The organism is Lysobacter capsici (assembly GCF_018732085.1).
GTDB lineage: Bacteria > Pseudomonadota > Gammaproteobacteria > Xanthomonadales > Xanthomonadaceae > Lysobacter > Lysobacter capsici_A.
This window is the reverse complement of the sequence record NZ_CP076103.1, coordinates 3,863,444-3,882,883: the sequence shown is the minus strand read 5'-3', so window position 1 is coordinate 3,882,883 and position 19,440 is coordinate 3,863,444. Positions and strand designations below refer to the sequence as shown.

Genomic DNA, 19,440 nt, shown 5'->3' with positions numbered 1-19,440 from the left:
ATCAGGCCAGCAGCTGGTCGACCAGCCAGTACAGCAGGTTGAACGGCTTGGCCTTGTCGGCCGCGTCGCTGGCTTCGCTGGCGTCGAGCACCTTGCCGTTGCCGTCGAGCACGCTGTCGATGAAGTTCTTCAACTCCAGGTTCTGCGCCTGCACGTCGCCGTTCTTGAAGTCGACGATGGTCGTGCAGTGGCTCTCGTTCAAGGCGCGGTACTGCGGGAAGTAGCCGCCGAAGTTGTCCAGCGTGTTCAAGCGCGCGGCCAGGCGGGTGGTGTCGGCGCCCCACTTGGCGTGGATCAGCGCTTCCTTCGCGGCCTGGTTCGGCGCCTGCGCGATGTCGTCGTGGAAACGTTCGTACGAGTACGACGAATAGTTCAGGTCCTGCCAGAAATGGGTCTGGCCCAGGCGGTCGTTGCGGTGCTTGTTGGCCAGCGCCGGATAGATCGAACCCAGTTCGTTGAGGTCGACCTGCGGCAGACCGGCGGCGAGGAAGGCCAGCGGGCCGTTGGGCGCGTCCAGGCCCCACACGTCGCGGATCTTGGTCATCAGCGGCTGCGAGGGATATTCGGCCGGATTGCCGTTGCGCGGGGTCGGGAAGATCGGGCCGGAATCGTCGATCAGGTAGGCGCTGCTCGGCGCCAGATCGCTGCGCACCGAGTCGTAGGCGATCAGGCTGCCGGCGCCGCCGGCGCTGCAACCGGTGCTGAGCATCTGGCCCGGACGCGGCAGGTTGTCCTTGAGCCAGGCGGTCATCGCGCGGGTGTTGCGCAGGCCGTTGTGGTGCCACACCAGCGGCTGCTGCTGTCCGCTCGGATCGGGATAGATCGCGACCTTGTCGCCGCTGTAGATATCGCCGGTGCAGTACGGCACGTAGACCATGTTCCAGTTCTGGGTCTTGACCGCATCGAACGGGCTCACGCGCGTGACGAACGGGCTGACCAGGCTGGCGCCCGGGTTGAGCAGCTTCATGTAGTCGTCGGGCACGCCGTTGGGATTGCGCGCGCCGCGCACGCCGGTCGCGCCGGTGCAGCTGGCGTAGTCCCAGCACGCACCGCCGCCTTCCATGTAGATGATGGTGTTGGTGGTGTTGGGCACGCGGTTGACGAAGATCTTGTACGGCGAGCCGTTGCCGCAGATCGCGCCGGTTTCCACCGGCAGTTGCACGGTCTGCCATTGGTAGTACGCGGCCGGGTCGAAACCGTCGGCGCGCGCGGCGTCGCGGCTGAGCAACGGATACTGGCCGGTGCGTTGCGCGGCCTGAACCTTGTTGTCGGCCTTGGGCGGCGACACCAGGTTGCGGATGGTTTGGAAGAATCCGTAATCGCCCTGTTCGGCCTGCGAGGGCTGGCTGGACAAGGCGACGGCGCCGCCCACGAGGGCGACGGCCAGATAGCGGCTGACTGCCATGATGTCTCTCTCCTTTGGATCGTCATGAAGGGAGGAGCGAAACGCGTGTTCGGCGCGAGCTAGGGCGTGCGCGCGGCCGGTTCCCCTCCGTACTGCAGCGTCCGGAATAGCGGCGGCGGCGTGACGGGTCAATTGCGATGGGGCCTGTTTACCGGCGCCGCCGCAGATTGGCCGCGATTGCGGCTACCGGTGGCCGCTATTGCCCCTGAAACCGTCACGAAACGGCGCGGCGCGCGCGCGGGTTCGTGCGCTGCAGCATGTGACCCGCATCGCCTATTGCGCGCACGTGTGCTGCGTCACTGCGACTGCGTGTCGGCGGTGGGGTGTCGTGGCGGCTGCGGGGACGGATGTGACGCGAGCCGCGGCGGCGATGGTGCATGGTTGCGGCGATCGATGAGTTTGCGATCACGACTCACGGTGTTTTGGCAGAACGCGCAGTGGTTTCGTGTCGCACGGTAGGAGCGGCGCGAGCCGCGACCGCGCTGCGTCACGTTTGCGGCGAAAGATGGTTGCGCCGCGATCGGGTGGTTCGCGGTCGCGGCTCGCGCCGCTCCTACAGGGAGCCTAGTTCGCTGCGTGGCTACTCGCCCGGCACCGCGCCCGCCGTCGATGCGGCCGACGCACGCCGCCGCGCCAGCACCGCTTCGCGATGGGCGATGTAGGCGTTCGAGCCGAGGATGATCGCCGCGCCGATCACCGTGTATATGTCCAGCGTTTCGCCGAACCACAGCCAGCCGGCGGCGGCGACCAGCGGCAACTGGGTGAAGCTGATCGGGGTGAGCGCCGAAACTTCGCCGAGCTTCAGCGCATGCGTCCACAGCACCTGCCCGCCGGTGCCGAACAACCCGGCGGCGGCGATCCACAGCCAGGTGATGCCCTGCGGCCATTGCCACACGAACAAGGCCGGCAGCAGCGACATCGGCACCCAGAACGCGTAGGTGTACAGCACGATGGTGTTGGCCGAGTCGACCTTCGACAGTTGCTTGATCTGGATCGCGATCACCCCGCCGAGCACCGCGGCGAGCAACGCCGCCAGACTATCGACCGAGAATTCCGCCGAGCCGGGCCGAACGATGATCAACACGCCGATGAAGCCCGCCGCGACCGCGAGCCAGCGCCGCGCGCGCACGTGTTCGCGCAGGAACAGCACCGCGGCGATGGTGACGAAGATCGGGGTCGAATAAGTCAGCGAAATCGCCTGCGCCAACGGCAGATGGCCCAGCGCCCAGAACCCGGCCAGCATCGAGAACATGCCGATCAGGCAGCGCACGAAATACTTGGGCAGTTGCCGGGTGCGCAGTTCGGCGCGCTGCGCGCCGAGCAACAACGGCAACACCGCCAGCAGTCCGAACAGGTTGCGGAAGAACGCGATTTCGAAGGTGTGCAGCGAGGCCGAGGCCAGCCGGATGGCGATCGCCATGACCCCGAAGCACAAGGTGCTCGCCAACATCAGGCCGGCGGCACGCAGCGGATGCGCCGGGGTTGCGCTCACCAGCGCGCGCCGACGATGCGCGGCTCGGGTTCGATCGCGACCGCGAACCGCGCCTGCACCGAGTCGGCGATGCGGCGGGCGAGGTCGAGCAGTTGCAGGCCGCCGGCGCCGCCGTGGTTGACCAGCACCAGCGCGTGCGCGGCCGACACGCCGGCGTCGCCGTCGCGATGGCCTTTCCAGCCGCAGGCGTCGATCAGCCAGGCCGCCGACAGCTTGCGGGTGTCGGCATCGGCGCCGCGGAACACCGGCATCGTCGGATGCTGCGCGAGCAAGGCTTCGGCCTGCGCGGCGGCCACGATCGGGTTCTTGAAGAAGCTGCCGGCATTGCCGAGCACCGCCGGATCGGGCAGTTTGCGCCGGCGGATCGCGATCACCGCATCGGCCACCGTCTGCGGCGTCGGCGCGCTCACGCCCATCGCCGCGAGTTCCTCGCCGATGCCGGCGTAGTCGAGCTTGAGCGCGGGCGCGCGCGGCAGCGCGAATTCGACCGCGGTGATCAGATAGCGATCGGGCGACTGCTTGAAGCGGCTGTCGCGGTAGGCGAATGCGCAGGCGGCGTTGTCGAAGCGATGCCACTGGCCGCTGGCCGGTTCGAAGGCTTCGACCGCGTGCACGAAGTCGCGCACCTCAACGCCGTAGGCGCCGATGTTCTGGATCGGCGAGGCGCCGACGGTGCCGGGGATCAGCGCCAGGTTTTCCAGGCCGGCCAGGCCCTGGGCGAGGCTGTGCATGACGAACTCGTGCCAGATCACCCCGGCGTCGGCGCGCACGATCGCGTGGTCGCCGTCGCCGCCGAGGGTCGCGATGCGGCGGCCGCTGAGTTCGAGCACGGCGCCGGCCGGATCGCCGGCGAACAGCAGGTTGCTGCCGCCGCCGAGGGTCAGCGCGATGCCGTCGTTCAACGGGCCGGTCCGCAAGGCCTGCGGCAGCGCCGCGGCGTCGTCGATCGACACCAGCCAAGGCGCGCGCGCGGCCACGCCGAAGGTATTGCGGTGGCGCAGCTCAGCGTCGCGCACGATGCGCGGTTCAGCGGTCATGCGCGAAGGCCGGATGGAGTGACATCGAAAAGCGGGCGGACTGGGAAGCGATGGCGGCGGCTCAGATCGTCGGCGGCACGTGACCGCGGCTGGGCGCTTCCTTGCGGCGGCGGATGGCGTCGACGCATTCATGCACCAGCGCCGGGCCGCGGTACACCAGGCCCGAGTAGCACTGCACCAGGCTCGCACCGGCGGCCATCTTGGTCACCGCGTCGGCGCCCGACAGAATGCCGCCGACCCCGATCATCGGGATGCTCTCGGGCAGGCGCGTGCGCATCTTGCGCAGCACCGTGGTCGACTGGGTCATCAGCGGCCGGCCGGACAGGCCGCCCATCTCGTTCGCGAACGCGCTGCCTTCCACGCCGTCGCGGGCGATGGTGGTGTTGGTCGCGATCACGCCGTCGACCTGCAACTCGCCGAGCACGCGGCCGGCGGCCTCGATGTCGTCGTCGGACAGGTCCGGCGCGATCTTGACCAGCATCGGCACCCGCTTGCCCTCGCGCGCGGCCAGCTTCTCCTGCGCCTCGCGCAGGTTGCCGACCAGCCGCCGCAGCGACTGCTCTTCCTGCAGTTCGCGCAGGCCGGCGGTATTGGGCGAGGAGATGTTCACGGTGATGTAGTCGGCCAGCGGGTACACGCGTTCGAGGCAGTAGAGGTAATCGTCCTCGGCGCTCTCGTTGGGCGTGTCCTTGTTCTTGCCGATGTTGATGCCGAGCAGGCCGCGCTTGCGCCGGGCCTTGGCGACGTTGCGCACCAGCGCGTCGACGCCTTCGTTGTTGAAGCCCAGGCGATTGATCACCGCCTGCTGCTCGGGCAGCCGGAACATGCGCGGCTTGGGATTGCCGGCCTGCGGCTTGGGCGTGACGGTGCCGATTTCGATGAAGCCGAAACCCAGCGACAGCAGCGCGTCGATGTGCGCGCCGTTCTTGTCCAGACCGGCGGCCAGGCCGACCGGGTTGGGGAAGCTCAGGCCGAGGACTTTGGTCGGCAGCGGCTTGGGCGGCCGGGCCATCAGCGGGTTGAGGCCGCTGCGATAAGCCGTCTCCAGCGCCGTCAGGCCGAGGCCGTGCGCGCGTTCGGCGTCCAGTCCGAAGAGGAAGGGGCGGGCAAGGCTATACACGAGGTCGGGGGGCACTCGGGTCGGGGAACGCGGATTATCGCCCAAGCGGGCGCTTGGGGGCGAGCGCTGCGTGGTGGACGGGCGCGCACGCACATCGGCGTGCTGTGTGAGCGGCATGTTCCGAACCGATCGCCGCCGCCGGACCGGCGCGGACCGCAATGCGTATCCGCCGCCACCAGGCATCGTCGCGTTGTATTTCACGCCGGCGATCGCGAAACGCGTACCCCTTGCTTGACCCTTCCCGTCGGCGCCGCCTAGCGTGGGCTGCACCAGAACGGACTGGCATTACAGGAGGGATTCTCGTGAACATGAGTTATCGCAGCATCCGCCTGACCGCGCTCGCGATCGGCCTGTTCGGTTTCGCCGCCTCGCTCGCCGCAACGGCCGGCGAGGAAGATTGCGCACGCTGCCGACTGCTGTTCCAAATCTGCATGACCAGCAATCCGGGCGACCTGGCTTGTTACGAACAACACGGGGAGTGCTTGCGCCAGGCCGAATTCCCGTTCTGCGTGCCGCCCGGTTGAGTTCGCGCGGGCGCACGCTCCTGCGTCCAAGCGCGTATCTGTGCTGGCTTGGACGTATCGGGGCGTTGCGCCGTTTTGTCCGGCCTGTCCGGCCGCGGTGTTCGTGCATGGCGCGGGCGGACGGCGTGCGCTTGGAATGGGAACCGCCCTTGCGGTAGCGGCGTGCCATCGGGATTCGCTTCGGTCGTGAGCCGCAACCGCAGTGTTTCGTTTGCGGGGCAAGCTATATCCGGCGTTTGCCGTGGTTGCGGTGTCGCGGTCGCGGCTTGCGCCGCTCCTGCAGCGGTTTCGGCGGGTTTCGTTCGCATCCGGACCGCGCCGCGTGCGGGCGCGGTCCGGGACAGGATCAATAATTCGAGATCGGACAATTGAGGGGAACTACGCACTGCACGTAACGCACGTCGCATACGTGGGCGTCCTGGGGCAAGGAAGTCCCCAGGCAGTACTCCCAATCGATCCGGCAGCTTTCGCAAGTGTTCCGGTCGTCCGCCATCGCCGAAAGCGAAGCGGCGAAGCCGAACGCCGCCAGGGCGATCAGGCCCAGGCGCTTGGTGCGGTTGTGAGTGTTCATCGAGTTTGTCTCCCGTAGGCGATCGATGGCTCCACGCGGTGCGCAGACGATGGCCGCGACGGCGCGGGTCGAGGCGCGAATCAGATCTCTTCGACCGGGCAATCGAGCGTGCGCACGCACTGGGCGAAGCGCGCGTCGCAGTTGCCGCCGCCGGGAATTTCGCTGTACATCAGGCAGTTTTCGTATTCGAGCCGGCACTGCCGGCAGGCCGCGTCGTCGGACGCCACCGCCGACAGCGAGGCGGCGAAACCGAAGGCGGCCAGGGCGATCAGGGCCAGGCGGGTGGAGCGGTTACGGGTCTTCATCGGGTCTGTCCTTGGTTGGGATGAGTGCGGCGTTGCTGACGGTGGCATGGGTGCGGCGAGGCGAAAATCCTGGCGACAGGCGTCCTGCAAAAGGCGTGGCGCTCCCACGGCGCGGGCTCGCAGGCGCGAAACCGGCGCGGCCGCGGGCGATGCAGCGCGAATCGATCACGCGCCGGGGCCGTGCGCTGGCATGCGGATCGCCATGTACGTCCGTGGGCGAAGCCGGCCGGCGACATCGGTCGCGGCCGGCCCGAGAGCTCAGGGCTCGATGACGATCTGGCAGCGGTTCGCGGTCAGGCAGGCGCGGTACTGCAGCCAGCAGCTCGGCGTCGCATTGGGGGTGTTGGCCTCGCACCACTCCAGCACGTCGGTGTAGCACTGGTGGCATTTGTCGACCGCGGCGAACGCGGTCAGCGAGGCGGAGAAGCCGAAAACGCCGGCCGCGATCGCGGTCAGGCGGGCTGTACGGGTCCATGTCTTCATTGAAGGTGTCCTGTCCTTAGCGCCAGTCCATCTGGCCGGGCCCAGCTTGTGACGAGGACGTGCGCGGAACAAGCTGCGCCGCAGCAGTTTACGGCGCGCGCCGCTCAAATTCGCGAAGTCGCGGCGCGCGCCGATGCCTGGCTCGTCCGCGCGCCGGATTCATTGATTGGCGGCGAAGGCGAACACCGCGGCCAGGCCGCCGAAGAACAGCACCACCACCAGCAGGGTCAGCAGGCCCACGATCACCGAGGCCCAGCCCAGCACGAGGCCGGCGATGGCCATGCCGTCGCCTTCGTAGCGGGTCGGTTCGCGGCCGATCTGCGCGCGCGCCATGTGGCCGCTGACGATCGCGCCGATGCTGCCGACGATCGGCAGCACGAACCAGCTCAGAAGGCCGCAGATCAAGCTGATGACGGCCAGCGGGTTGGTTTCACGAGTGGGAGTTTGCACCCGGTGCCCTCCTTGGGTTGCGTGACAAGGCTCGCAGCATACGACGGGTCACGCATGGTTTGCGTGCATGCGTGGCGCACGCGCATGCGAAAACCGCGGATGGATATCCGCGGTTGCATTGCGCAAGTGCGTGGGGTTGCGCTGACCGGAGCGGTTTCGCTCAGGGATCGATCGGGAAACTGATCGGGCAGCCGCCGGCGCGTTCGCAGTCCCAGAACTGTTCCAGGCAGCTGGGTTGGGGATCCGGATTGCCGCTCTGCACGCAGGCGTGATACGAGGGCAGGCAGTGCGAGCAATCGCGCAGTCCCGCCGAAGCGGTGAGCGAAGCGGCGAAACCGAACACGCCCGCGGCGAGGAGGTCCAGGCGGGTGACACGCTTGCTGATGTTCACGAGTCGTCCTTGTGTGTGTCGCCAGTCCACCTGGCGCGATCACGCTAGACGCGGCCTTGGGGGCGGTCAAGCCAACTGCGTCGCGATCCGGGAGCGAGCTCGCGATCGGGAATCGACGCGTCGCGGGCGAGCTTGGGGTCGTCGTTGCCGTGGCTCGTTCGGCGCATCCGCGACTGCGAGCGCATTGCATGCGCCGCTCGTCGTTCGGCGCGCAATAACCGCAACGCCGGCGACTCGCAGTCGTCTGGCGATATTTGCAGCGGCGTCATCGGACAATGCCCGCGAATATGCGTTCGCGGGCCTTGTCGGTTACTGCTCGCGCTGCTGGAGATCAGTAGTCCGGCGGCAGGGTGATCATGCAGCCGTTCGAGGTCTGGCAGTTCCAGAATTCCGCCAGGCAGCCGTCGCGGTTGTCCGGGTTGGCGGCCGTGCAGTCGTAATAAATCGGCAGGCAATGGTCGCAGCCCCAACCGGTCGCGCCGGCGAAAGCGGTAAGCGAAGCGGCGAAGCCGAATACTCCGACGGCGACCGCGGTCAAGCGAATGCTACGGTTCCCTTTGTTCACAAGACGTCCTTCATGTGGCGCCAGTCCATCTGGCGAGGCCACGCTAGGCACGCGTGCGGGCAGGGGTCAAGCGATGCGCTCGCAGTCTGCGACCGCGCGCTCATGGCCGATGCGGGGGGCGAGTGAAACGCCGCATTCAGCTGGGCGGATCGTGGTCCGGCAGGCGCGAGGGCGAAGACCGGTGCGAGGAAACCTGGAGCGCTCAGGAGCCTTCGAGGTTTGTTGTGGGAGGGGTTTCAACCCCGACGCTTTTCGCTACGCGGCGGTGAAGTTTCCGGCGACCTAAGCCGGAAGCGTCGGGGTTGAAACCCCTCCCACAAAAGCGGACGCGATCTTGCATTGCCGCATCGACGCATCGACGCAAGGCCCGCGCATTCGCGGGCCTTGCGGATCGTACCTACCGCGCGCCTGTCGCGATCACTCCGGCATGGTGATGATGCAGCCGTTGTCCATCTGGCATTGCCAGAACTGCTCCAGGCAGGTGGGGTTGGGATCGGGGAGGGTCTGGCAGGCGTAGTACGCCGGCAGGCAGTGGTCGCATCCCCACGGTGGTCCGGCGAAGGCGGTGAGCGAGGCGGCGAAGCCGAATACTCCGACGGCGACCGCGGTCAAGCGAATGCTACGGTTCCCTTTGTTCACAAGACATCCTTCATGTGGCGCCAGTCCATCTGGCGAGGCCACGCTAGGCACGCGTGCGGGCAGGGGTCAAGCGATGCGCTCGCAGTCTGCGACCGCGGGCTCATGGCCGACGCGGGGGTTGATTGGAACGCCGCATTCAGGTGCGTGGATCGTGGTCCGCCGAGGGTGAACGCGTGGGCCAGCAAGCAAAGAAACTCAAGGACTCGAGATGGTTCGAGGTCTGTTGTGGGAGGGGTTTCAACCCCGACGCTCTCGGCTCAGGTCGCCGGAAACTTTCACCGCCGCGTAGCGAAAAGCGTCGGGGTAGAAACCCCTCCCACATCAGCAGGCGCATTCGTTCAACCGCTCGATCACAATGCCGCGTTGCCGGTCATCCCAACACTTCACGCCATCCCTCAGCGAATCACCGCCACTTTTCCATCCGCGATCGCCTGCCGGTAATCGTGGACATGGCGAGTGCTGTCGCTGGATTGACGCAGGAGTTCGGGCTCGACGATGGGTTTCATCCGGCCCGAGCGCAGCGCTTTCTTATTGGCGGCGATGAGTTGGCGGAACTTGCGCATCTGCACCCACCAGATCCGATACTGCAGCAGATCGACCCGCTGCGGATCGACGAAGCCGAGCAGGCCGAAGATGCGGGTCGGCGTTTCGCTGGGCGCCAGCATGCCCCAATTGCCGGTCAAGGCCATGCTGGCGCAGACGACAGCGCAACCGGTCAGGACCAGCAACTGCAGTTGCAGCGCATCCCATCGGCCCGGTCCGAGCAGCCACACCGTCGCCGCCATGCACGGATACGCGAAACAGAACGTCCACCATGCAAACAAGCGGCCCGCCTTCGCATCCGTGGCGCTGCCCAAGGGGTGATGCGTCCAGACATAGCCTTGCTGCGGATCGAGGATCGCGTGCGCATACAACACGCCGCCGCTGCGGGAAACCACGGCCTTGACGCGGTGGCCGGGCCTGAGCTTCTCGGCGCCGGCGAATTCTCCGCACACCACCTGTCCTTCGATCAGGCAAGCGAAGTACTGCACGTATTCGGCGAAATACAGCGCGCGCTCGATATCGTTCGCCGCCTGCGCGATCAGCGCGTCGATCGGAGCCTTGGCGCGGTCGCGGACGATCGCATCGCGAGGCGGTTGCGCGATCCGGCGCAGCAGCTGCTCCGGCTCGTCTTCGACGTACAACGGTTCGAGCACGCCTTCGATCAGAAACAGCGCATCTTCGCGTTGCGGCAGCGGCGGGACGTCGCGATGGATGCCGATCTTCATGATCCCTCAGCAAGGGCCAGAGGCCGTGTCGAAATCCGTCGACTGTGCACTGGCGCGTGGCGCGGGCTTGCGGCACTGAGTTCAATCAATAACACGCTGTGTTGCCTGTTTAAACAGATTCGCTTTCGAGAACTACTTCGGTTGGCCTCAGGCTGAACCATGGATCGTGTTCGCCGAACCACAGATGGCCGTAGCCATCGATTTCCAGCACCGGCAGCACCTGGCCTTCAACGCTGCGCAGACGCGCGACGTCTTCGGCGGGCAGATCGTGGATCAGCGAGTGCGGCATGACCGGGATGCGGACCCGGCTGCCTTCGACGATAGGCCGACCCGACGCATCCACGGCCGCCAGGGGAAACCCCGGCGGCAGTGGACCGTGCGGCGGATCGAAAAACGCCATGCTTGCCGTGTCGGCTTACAGATCGAACTTGATGCCCTGCGCCAGCGGCAGCGCATCGGAGTAGTTGATCGTGTTGGTCTGACGGCGCATGTACGCGCGCCACGCATCCGAACCCGACTCGCGACCGCCGCCGGTTTCCTTCTCGCCGCCGAACGCGCCGCCGATTTCGGCGCCGGAGGTGCCGATGTTGACGTTGGCGATGCCGCAATCCGAACCCGCCGCCGACAGGAACGCTTCGGCGGCCTTGAGGTTGGCGGTGAAGATCGACGACGACAGGCCCTGCGGCACGTCGTTCTGCAGCGCGATGGCTTCGTCGAGCGTCTTGAACTTCATCACGTACAGGATCGGCGCGAAGGTTTCGGTCTGCACGACTTCGGCGTCGTTGGTCAGGCCGGTGATGATGGTCGGCAGTACGAAGTTGCCCTTGCGCTCGATCGCCGCGCCGCCGGTGGCGACGGTGCCGCCGCTGGCCTTGGCCTTTTCGATCGCGTCCAGGTAGGCCTGCACGCCGTCGCGGCTGTTGAGCGGGCCCATCAGGTTGGTCGGGTCGGTCGGGTCGCCGATCTTCTTCTCGACCTGCTTGAACGCGGCGACCAGCTTGGCCAGCACGTCGTCATGGATCGACTCGTGCACGAACAGACGGCGCGTGGTGGTGCAGCGCTGGCCGGCGGTGCCGACCGCGCCGAACGCGATCGCCGGAATGGCCAGCTTCAGGTCGGCCGAGGCGTCGACGATGATGGCGTTGTTGCCGCCCAGTTCCAGCAGCGAACGGCCCATGCGGCGGGCGACGCGCTCGCCGACGATGCGGCCGACCTTGGTCGAACCGGTGAAGCTGACCAGGCCGATGCGCTTGTCGTCGACGAAGTTCGAAGCGAGCTCGGTGCCGGCATCGTTGAACAGGAAGAAGATGTCCGGGAAGCCGCCGGCGCGCAGCGCTTCGTTGCAGACCTTCATCGAGGCGATCGCCGACAGCGGGGTCTTGGGCGAGGGCTTCCAGATGGTGATGTCGCCGCAGATCGCCGCGATGAACGCGTTCCACGCCCACACCGCGACGGGGAAGTTGAACGCGGAAATCACGCCGACGATGCCGAGCGGATGCCACTGCTCGTACATGCGGTGGCCCGGACGCTCCGAATGCATGGTCAGGCCGTACAACTGGCGCGACAGACCGACGGCGAAATCGCCGATGTCGATCATTTCCTGCACTTCGCCGTCGCCCTCGGGCTTGGACTTGCCCATTTCCAGCGCGACCAGCGAACCCAGCGCGTCCTTGTGCTTACGCAGCGCGTCGGCGCACAGGCGGATGGCTTCGCCGCGGCGCGGGGCCGGGGTGGTGCGCCACACCGCGAACGCGGCCTGGGCGCGCTCGACGATGGTGTCGTAGTCGCTCTGCGAGGAGGCCTGCACGCGCGCGAGCACTTCGCCGTCGGTGGGGTTGACCGGTTCCAGCACGCCGGCGTCGGCGGTCGTCGCCCATTGCCCGTGACCGAGGTAGGTGCCGGACTCGGTGTCGTTGAGTCCGAGTGCGGCGAGAACGGGGTGAGTCATACCGAAAGCTCCATGTGGTGGCACGCCGGTGGCGCGGCATAAAGAAAAGCGGTGGGTGGCACGCGTCCTGTGGACGCGGACGGCGCGCGACAGGGCGCGCGGCCGTGGAGGTGGCGACCCCGACACGATTCGAACGTGTGACCTTCCCCTTAGGAGGGGGATGCTCTATCCAGCTGAGCTACGGGGCCGAAGGTTTGAAATTCAAGCGGTTGCACGACCCGGATCGACCATCCCGGGGCCCGCGCGGCGGCGCGCCGCAGTGCAGGCACGATCGACGCGACCGGCCCGGATTGTACTCGGCCCGGCCCGCGGGCCGCCATGGCGCGACGGGCGGCGAGGGCGCATGAATGCTGATTCGACCGCCGCGCGGACGTAACGCTTCGCTCACAAGCGCCTGAGCCGGGCTGGGTATGCTCGGCCCGACGCGATCGGTCTGCCACGTCGCCCGCCGCGCCGATGCGCCGGGCGGCACGGCAGCCAGGACTTCGATCCGCCGGTCCGTCGGGACCCTGAAGTAAACCAAGGAGCAGTGCATGTCATTCGATCGACGTACGTCTTTATTCCCCCGGTCTTCATCCCCCTTGTTGTTCAAGACCGCGGCCGCGGTAGCCCTCGCGCTCGCCGCCAACGCCGCCTGCGCGCAAAGCGACGCCCAGGTCTACGAATCGGCGATCGCCGAAGCTGCGCGGATCTGCCCCGGCCATTCCAAGGAACGCACCACGCCGGGCATCCGCGCGGTTCCGGTCGGTGCGTTGCGGGTGTTGGCGCAGCGCAGCTACACGATGTGCCCCGACCGTCGCCTCGACGCCGCGACCCCGGCGGTGTGGTACGGCGCGGCCGGCGTATTCGCCTGGAACCCCGACGCCAAGAACGCGGCCAAGCTGATCGCGGGCAAGGTCGATGCGATGACCCGCAAGGAAGAGTTCCCGGCCGAAACCCTGGTGTGGAAGGCCGACGGCAGCGAAGCCCGCGGCGTCACCGTGCCGATGTTCGAACCGCGGCCCAAGCCGGCCGGGGCGTACTGATCGGATCGGGACTGATTCGCCAGCGATTGATCTCAACGATGGAGGGCGGCTGATCGAGGAGGTTCGCCGTTGTTCGAAGCAGCCCGCTGCTCGCGGGCGAGGGCGGGCCGGCCGGTGGCCGGCGTGAGGCCGTCGCCCGCGAGCGGTTGTCGCCGGTATTGGGCGACTGCGCCATGGCGGCGACAGCGTCAAGGGCCGTAGGCAAGACGAAAATCCACGAGCGGCTGGATAAGCCAGCAGGCGCGGAGTACGACAGGCCGACAAGAAGCCGATACGAATACGAGAGCTGATGCGACTGCCGCGAGGTCTCTTGTGGGAGGGGCTTCAGCCCGGACGCTGTTCGCTCAGGTCGCCGGCCACAACAACGGCTCGGATCGAAAAGCGTCGGGCTGAAGCCCCTCCCACAAAAGCCCTCTTTGCCATCTTGTTCGCGACAGGGCTTTTGCGGCACATGGCGCGCAGTCAGTCACAATGATTCATTGAGCGTTGGAGACGCATGCCTTGGATTTCAAAGCGTTTGATGCCTGGCTGGCCGATGCAATCGAAAAAGCCTCCCCGACGCAACGCATGGCCTTTGCCCGAGACACGATCCGTCAGGTGATTGCCGCGGCGCATCTCGATGAGGTGGACCTTGCATGCGAGCTCGATAGCGATGCAAGTGATGCCTTGCACGAAGCGATGGCAAGCGCACTCACGGCACCGGCCGATGCGCTCAAAGCGCTCGACGAGCGGATTGAAAAAGGTGTGCTCACCGAAGGCGATATGGATCCACGTCTACGGTTCGTTTTTAGCGCGATTGGCGCATGGACAGACGTTCTTGCGGTCGGCGACCCGAAGTCGCTTAAGTATCTGGCTGACGAGGCAATTTGCCAGATAGATCATCGCTTTGAACCAAACGTCAACGATTTCCTCGCTTGCCCGCAAATGCAGACTGAGCGCAATCGCATCGCTACGTGGCTGGAGGCATGACCTCGACCGGTATCGAGCGCTGAGGAGCTGTTGTGGGAGGGGCTTGAGCCCCGACGCGCTTCGCTCAGGCCGCCGGCCAACTGCACCGCTTCGGGCCGACGGCGCTCAGGTCGCCGGCGGCCTCACTGCGTCGGATCGAAAGGCGTCGGATCGAAAGGCGTCGGGGCTGACGCCCCTCCCGCAAAAGACCTCGTAGTTCGAACGCTTCAGAACCCGTTGCGGTTCTTCCCCTTGGTGCCCGACCCGCCGTCCCCGGCGGGTCGCCTGCATCCGACTGCCCTGTGAAGACGTACCAAGACACATCAATGTCGAACTATTTACGTTTTTGACGGCCGCTGTTGGCACCTCTTTGCGTTACATGCCAGTAACCCTGGATGTTTCAGGACGGTAACGGCAGCCACGGCGACTACCCGATAAACGGGATTGGCGTGGATTGAGTACGTATTTATTGTGTGATCGGGGTCGCATGTTCGTGGCGCGCCGCTTGCGGCGCAGTCAGAGGCATCGGTTTTTTTCGGCCGCGGGGAAGTGGTCGGTCTAGGGGACAACATGATCGGTTTAAAGAACTGGGCGCTGCGCGCCCGAGCGGCGCTGCGCGTGTGTGCGAGTCCGTCGGCGCGGGTGGGTTGGGTGTTGTTGCTGCCGGGCCTCGGCCTGGCCGGCGCGGCGCAGGCCCAGAGCTGCGGGGTCGGGGAAGTCCCGGCGGCCTTCGGGTTCACCGGCGGCGAGCAGACCACCACGGTGCCGGCCGGCGTGCATTCGCTGACCGTGTACCTCAGCGGCGCGCAGGGCGGCGCCGGTCGCAGCGGCGCCGGCACCATCGGCGGCAGCCCGAATTCTCCGGGCGGCGCGGGTGGGCTGGGCGGACGCGTTCGCGGCACCCTGGCGGTCACGCCGGGCGCGACGCTGTCGATCTGGGTCGGCGGCCAGGGCTCGCAGGCGGTCAATCCCGGCGGCATCGGCGAAGGGGTCGACGGCATCGGCGGCGGCGCCACCGATCTGCGCGTGGGCGGCAACGGCATCGGCAACCGGGTTGGCATCGCCGGCGGCGGCGGCGGTGGCGGCAACGCCGGCTGGAGCACGGCCAACGTGATCGCCGGCGGCGCCGGCGGTGTCGGCGGCGGCGGTACCGGCGGCGCGGGCGCGACCGTGCCCGGCGGCCCCGGTCCGTTCGGCGGCGGCGGCGGCACGGTCGGCACCGGCGGTGCGGCTGGCGCCGGCTGCGGCAGCTTTCCGGCCACCGTGGGCAATGCCGCCAACGGCAATGGCGGCGACGCCTTCAATTTCTCCGGTTCCTTCGTCGGTGCCGGTTACGGCGGCGGCGGCGGCGGCGGCGCCACGGTCGGCGCGGGCGGCGGCGGTGCCGGCGTCGGCACCACCGGCTGCCAGCAGAACTGGAACGGCGGCGGCGGCGGCGGCGCGGGCGGCAGCTCGGGCGCGACCGGTCTGTCTGCGGTCACCATCAACAACGGCGTGCAGGCCGGCAACGGCGCGGCGCTGATCTGTTTCGCGCCGACCCAGTTCTCGGTCGGCGGCACCGCGACCGGTCAGACCGGTCCGGTCACGTTGCAACTCGCCGGCACCAACCCGGTCAGTTCGCAGCAAGTCGTGGTGGCGCAGGCCGCGACGACCTTCGTGTTTCCCACCCGTCTGCCGCAAGGCGCCAACTGGACCGTCAGCGTGCTCAGCGCACCTGCGGGCCAGCAGTGCACGGTCGCTCCGGCCAGCGGCCTGGCGATCAACGCCGATGTCACCAATGTCGCGCTCAGTTGCGTCACGGTCGCGGTGACGGTCAACCCCGCAACCTTGCCTAACGGCGCATTCAATACGGCCTATTCGCAGACGCTCAGCGCCACCAGCGCCAACGGCGGCACCGCGCCGTACACCTTCGCGGTCACCGCCGGCGCGTTGCCGGCCGGGCTGACCTTGTCCAGCGGCGGCGTGCTGTCGGGTACGCCGACCGCGGCGGGTTCGTTCAACTTCACCGTGCGCGCCACCTCGAGCAACAACTTCAGCGGCACCCGCGCCTACACCCTGGTGATCGCCCAGAGCGCGCAGGCCATCACCGCCTTCGCCTCCAACCCGGTCTCGCCGGTGTTCGCGCCGGGCGGTACGTTCACCGTGTCGGCTACCGGCGGCGGATCGGGCAATCCGGTCGTGTTCGCCAGCACCACCGCGGCGGTGTGTACCGTCGCCGGCAGCACGGTGACGATGGTGGCCGCGGGCAATTGCGCGCTGACCGCCAATCAAGCCGGCAACGCCAACTACAGTGCCGCGCCGCAGGCCAACCTGGCGGTGACGATCGGTGCGGCCAGCCAGGCCATCACCGCGTTCGCGTCCAACCCGGCCTCGCCGGTGTATACGCCGGGCGGCACGTTCACTGTGTCGGCCACCGGCGGCGCGTCGGGCAACCCGGTCGTGTTCGCCAGCACCACCGCGGCGGTGTGTACCGTCGCCGGCAGCACGGTGACGATGGTGGCCGCGGGCAATTGCGCGCTGACCGCCAACCAGGCCGGCAACGCCAATTACAACGCCGCGCCGCAGGCGAACCTCGCGGTGACCATCGGCCTGGCGAACCAGGCGATCACCGGTTTCGCCGCCAACCCGGCCGCGCCGGTCTACACGCCGGGCGGCACCTTCGCCCTGTCGGCCACGGGCGGCGCGTCGGGCAATCCGGTCGTGTTCGCCAGCGGCTCGCCGGCCGTGTGTACGGTCAGCGGCAGCACCGCGACGATCGTGGCCGCGGGCACCTGCTCGCTGACCGCCAATCAGGCCGGCAACGCCAACTACAACGCCGCGCCGCAGGTGGCCCTGGCCGTTGCGATCGGCGTGGGCACCCAGGCGATCAACAACTTCGCCGCCAACCCGGCCTCGCCGGTGTACGCGCCGGGCGGCACGTTCGCGCTCTCGGCCACGCCGGGCGCCTCGACCAGCCCGGTCGTGTTCGCCACCACCACGCCGTCGGTGTGTAGCGTCGCCGGCAGCACGGTGACAACGCTCGCCGCGGGCACCTGCTCGCTGACCGCCGACCAGGCCGCCGATCCCAACTACGCGGCGGCGCCGCAGGTACTGCTCGACGTGGCCATCACCGTGGCCAGTCAGGCGATCACCGACTTCGCCGCCAACCCGGCCTCGCCGGTGTTCGCGCCGAGCGGCACCTTCGCGCTCTCGGCCACGCCGGGCGCGTCGACCAGCCCGGTCGTGTTCGCCAGCACCACCGCCTCGGTGTGTACCGTCAGCGGCAGCACCGTGACCATGCTGACCGCGGGCACCTGTTCGCTCACCGCCGATCAAGCCGCCGACGCCAACTACAGCGCCGCGCCGCAAGTGACGCTGGACGTGACCATCGGCGCGGCCGCGCAGGCCATCAGCAACTTCAGCGCGAATCCGTCGGCGCCGGTGTACAGCGTGGGCGGCACCTTCGCGGTGAGCGCCAGCGGTGGCGCCTCGGGCAACCCGGTGGTGTTCGCCAGCACCACGCCGGCGGTCTGCACCGTCAGCGGCGGCACCGTGACCATGCTCGCCTCGGGCACGTGTTCGTTGACCGCCGACCAGGCCGGCAACGGCAACTACAGCGCCGCGCCGCAAGTCGCGTTGCAGGTGGTGATCGGCGGCGGCACGCCGACCCTGTCGTGGATCGGCGATATCTCCAAGACCATCGGCGAACCGTCGTTCGACCTGCCCGATCCGAGCAGCAACAGCACCGGCGCCTTCACCTTCTCCAGCGCCAACACGGCGGTGGCGACGGTGAGCGGACGCAAGGTGACGATCGTCGGCGCCGGCGTGGCGACCCTGATCGCGACCCAGGCCGCGGCCGGCAGCTACCTGCAGACCACGATCAGCGCGACCCTGACCGTCGCCGACCGCCCCGATCCGACCCGCGACCCGAGCGTCGTCGGCGGCTTGCAGGCCCAGGTCGACGCCAGCGTGCGCTTCGCTTCGGCGCAGCAGTCCAACATCCACGACCGTCTGCGCCAGCAGCGTTTCGCCGGTGCCAACAACTCCAGCGACGGCCTGAGCCTCAACCTGAGCAACCGCTCGGGCGGCGCGATGTCGCTGACCGCGGGCCAGGTGGCCTCGGTCGACAACGTGCGCCTGCCGGAAGGCTGGGGCCTGTGGACCGCGGGCAGCATCACCAACGGCCAGCGCGAACCCAACAGCCGCAGCGACGGCTTCGACTTCCAGAGCGACGGCATCACCGTCGGCGCCGACTGGCGCATGGGCGAGCGCTTCCTGCTCGGCGTGGCCGGCGGCTTCGGCTGGAACGATACCGACCTGGACGACGGGCGTTCCAAGCTCGACGCCAAGCAGCGCGCCCTGTCGCTGTACGGCCTGTGGCGCCCGAGCGAGCATTGGTTCGTCGACGGCATCATCGGCTGGGGCCGCCTGGACTTCGACATCCGCCGCTACAGCGCGACCGCCCTGGCCACCGCCACGGCCTCGCGCGACGGCGACCAGGTGTTCGGTTCGTTGACCGCCGGTTACGAGCACCACGGCGACGGCATGACCCTGACCGGTTACGGCCGCTTCGACACCAGCCGCACCAAGCTCGACGGCTACCGCGAACACGGCCTGGGCATCTACGACCTGAACTACGGCTCGCAGACGGTCGAGAACAACGGCGCCTCGCTGGGCCTGGAAGGCAGCTTCCCGATCGTGACCACCCGCGGCAGCATCTTCCGTCCGTACTGGATGGTCGAATACCGCGAATCGCTCGACAACCGCAGCGACGTGAACCTGAACTACGTGGTCATGCCGGTCGCCAACGACTACAGCCTGTCGCTGCGCAGCTACGGCGACAACGCGCTGACCTACGGCGCGGGCATGGACATGGACTTCCGCGCCGGCTGGAAACTTTCGCTGCTGATGCGTCGCCAGCACGGCGACGGCCAGGACCCGAGCACCAGCTTCGGTCTGCTGCTGTCGTTCTCGCCGAGCATCCAGCCCTCGTCGCTGACCGCGCCGACCGCGCAGGAAGTGGCCGAGCAGATGGACGCGACCGCATCGACGAAGGAGCCGCAGACCGGCCGTTGAGTGAGCGACAGGCCGGTCGGATCAACGACCGGCTCGTCGAGATGAGCTTTGTCGAGATGAGCAAGGCATTCGACCGGCACCGCGATGCGCGGTGCCGGTCGGTGGTTTCAACGGCGTAGCGGATAGGTCGCCGCAAGATGCGGTCAGTCGACGATGCGGATTCGCATCAACCGACCACGAAACTGGCTCTCCCACACGCATCACCAAGCGAACG

Annotated in this window: 19 protein-coding genes and 1 tRNA gene; 5 read left to right on the top strand and 15 right to left on the bottom strand. The window is 67.8% G+C overall.

The window, feature by feature from the left end; all coding sequences use genetic code 11:
- Nucleotide 1: 1 nt before the first annotated feature.
- The 4 genes from KME82_RS16095 to KME82_RS16080 all read right to left on the bottom strand — a co-directional run bounded on the left by KME82_RS16095 (nt 2) and on the right by KME82_RS16080 (nt 5,054).
- Nucleotides 2–1,405, bottom strand: a complete 1,404-nt coding sequence (locus KME82_RS16095; RefSeq protein ID WP_215494954.1) for a pectinacetylesterase family protein — start codon at nt 1,403–1,405, stop codon at nt 2–4.
- Between the two features lie 580 nt (nt 1,406–1,985).
- On the bottom strand, nt 1,986–2,855 hold the full coding sequence (locus KME82_RS16090) for a DMT family transporter (protein ID WP_215499101.1): 870 nt from the start codon (nt 2,853–2,855) through the stop codon (nt 1,986–1,988).
- Nucleotides 2,856–2,893: 38 nt separating this feature from the next.
- Nucleotides 2,894–3,934, bottom strand: coding sequence for a UDP-N-acetylmuramate dehydrogenase (gene murB, locus KME82_RS16085; protein WP_215494953.1), 1,041 nt, complete (start codon nt 3,932–3,934; stop codon nt 2,894–2,896).
- A gap of 61 nt (nt 3,935–3,995) precedes the next feature.
- A complete protein-coding gene (locus tag KME82_RS16080; RefSeq protein ID WP_215494952.1) occupies nt 3,996–5,054 on the bottom strand; it encodes a quinone-dependent dihydroorotate dehydrogenase in 1,059 nt (352 codons plus the stop codon).
- A 308-nt stretch (nt 5,055–5,362) separates the two neighbouring features.
- Here KME82_RS16080 and KME82_RS16075 point away from each other — a divergent pair, with 308 nt between their 5' ends.
- On the top strand, nt 5,363–5,578 hold the full coding sequence (locus tag KME82_RS16075) for a hypothetical protein (protein WP_215494951.1): 216 nt from the start codon (nt 5,363–5,365) through the stop codon (nt 5,576–5,578).
- Between the two features lie 346 nt (nt 5,579–5,924).
- Here the strand turns inward: KME82_RS16075 and KME82_RS16070 are convergent, their stop codons facing one another.
- The 7 genes from KME82_RS16070 to KME82_RS16040 form a co-directional block, all read right to left on the bottom strand.
- Complete coding sequence (locus KME82_RS16070) at nt 5,925–6,149, bottom strand: hypothetical protein (protein WP_215494950.1); 225 nt, start codon at nt 6,147–6,149, stop codon at nt 5,925–5,927.
- Nucleotides 6,150–6,229: 80 nt separating this feature from the next.
- The gene (locus KME82_RS16065; protein ID WP_215494949.1) at nt 6,230–6,454 is read right to left on the bottom strand and encodes a hypothetical protein; all 225 of its coding nucleotides are present in this window, start codon (nt 6,452–6,454) and stop codon (nt 6,230–6,232) included.
- A 258-nt stretch (nt 6,455–6,712) separates the two neighbouring features.
- Nucleotides 6,713–6,937 (bottom strand): hypothetical protein, encoded by a 225-nt coding sequence (locus KME82_RS16060; RefSeq protein WP_215494948.1) that lies wholly within the window; start codon nt 6,935–6,937, stop codon nt 6,713–6,715.
- Between the two features lie 159 nt (nt 6,938–7,096).
- Nucleotides 7,097–7,387, bottom strand: coding sequence for a DUF4190 domain-containing protein (locus KME82_RS16055; protein ID WP_215494947.1), 291 nt, complete (start codon nt 7,385–7,387; stop codon nt 7,097–7,099).
- 160 nt (nt 7,388–7,547) lie between these two features.
- Nucleotides 7,548–7,778, bottom strand: coding sequence for a hypothetical protein (locus KME82_RS16050; protein WP_215494946.1), 231 nt, complete (start codon nt 7,776–7,778; stop codon nt 7,548–7,550).
- Nucleotides 7,779–8,109: 331 nt separating this feature from the next.
- Nucleotides 8,110–8,316, bottom strand: a complete 207-nt coding sequence (locus KME82_RS16045) for a hypothetical protein (RefSeq protein ID WP_215494945.1) — start codon at nt 8,314–8,316, stop codon at nt 8,110–8,112.
- A 444-nt stretch (nt 8,317–8,760) separates the two neighbouring features.
- Nucleotides 8,761–8,982: a hypothetical protein gene (locus KME82_RS16040; RefSeq protein WP_215494944.1), complete on the bottom strand. Its 222-nt coding sequence runs from the start codon at nt 8,980–8,982 to the stop codon at nt 8,761–8,763.
- 12 nt (nt 8,983–8,994) lie between these two features.
- On the opposite strand from KME82_RS16040, the gene KME82_RS27140 reads away from it, so the two are divergent.
- On the top strand, nt 8,995–9,423 hold the full coding sequence (locus KME82_RS27140) for a DUF6053 domain-containing protein (protein WP_430538730.1): 429 nt from the start codon (nt 8,995–8,997) through the stop codon (nt 9,421–9,423).
- Here the strand turns inward: KME82_RS27140 and KME82_RS16035 are convergent.
- The 4 genes from KME82_RS16035 to KME82_RS16020 form a co-directional block, all read right to left on the bottom strand.
- The gene (locus tag KME82_RS16035) at nt 9,378–10,250 is read right to left on the bottom strand and encodes a hypothetical protein (RefSeq protein ID WP_215494943.1); all 873 of its coding nucleotides are present in this window, start codon (nt 10,248–10,250) and stop codon (nt 9,378–9,380) included. The genes KME82_RS27140 and KME82_RS16035 overlap by 46 nt on opposite strands.
- Nucleotides 10,251–10,359: 109 nt before the next feature.
- On the bottom strand, nt 10,360–10,650 hold the full coding sequence (locus KME82_RS16030; protein ID WP_215494942.1) for a hypothetical protein: 291 nt from the start codon (nt 10,648–10,650) through the stop codon (nt 10,360–10,362).
- A gap of 15 nt (nt 10,651–10,665) precedes the next feature.
- Complete coding sequence (gene amaB / locus KME82_RS16025) at nt 10,666–12,198, bottom strand: L-piperidine-6-carboxylate dehydrogenase (RefSeq protein WP_215494941.1); 1,533 nt, start codon at nt 12,196–12,198, stop codon at nt 10,666–10,668.
- 111 nt (nt 12,199–12,309) lie between these two features.
- Nucleotides 12,310–12,386, bottom strand: a tRNA-Arg gene (locus tag KME82_RS16020).
- A gap of 393 nt (nt 12,387–12,779) precedes the next feature.
- On the opposite strand from KME82_RS16020, the gene KME82_RS16015 reads away from it, so the two are divergent.
- The 3 genes from KME82_RS16015 (at nt 12,780) to KME82_RS16005 (ending at nt 19,226) form a co-directional block, all read left to right on the top strand.
- Complete coding sequence (locus KME82_RS16015; protein WP_215494940.1) at nt 12,780–13,223, top strand: hypothetical protein; 444 nt, start codon at nt 12,780–12,782, stop codon at nt 13,221–13,223.
- A 501-nt stretch (nt 13,224–13,724) separates the two neighbouring features.
- Nucleotides 13,725–14,192, top strand: a complete 468-nt coding sequence (locus tag KME82_RS16010) for a hypothetical protein (protein ID WP_215494939.1) — start codon at nt 13,725–13,727, stop codon at nt 14,190–14,192.
- A gap of 549 nt (nt 14,193–14,741) precedes the next feature.
- Nucleotides 14,742–19,226: an autotransporter domain-containing protein gene (locus tag KME82_RS16005; protein ID WP_215494938.1), complete on the top strand. Its 4,485-nt coding sequence runs from the start codon at nt 14,742–14,744 to the stop codon at nt 19,224–19,226.
- The last annotated feature ends 214 nt before the right edge of the window (nt 19,227–19,440 follow it).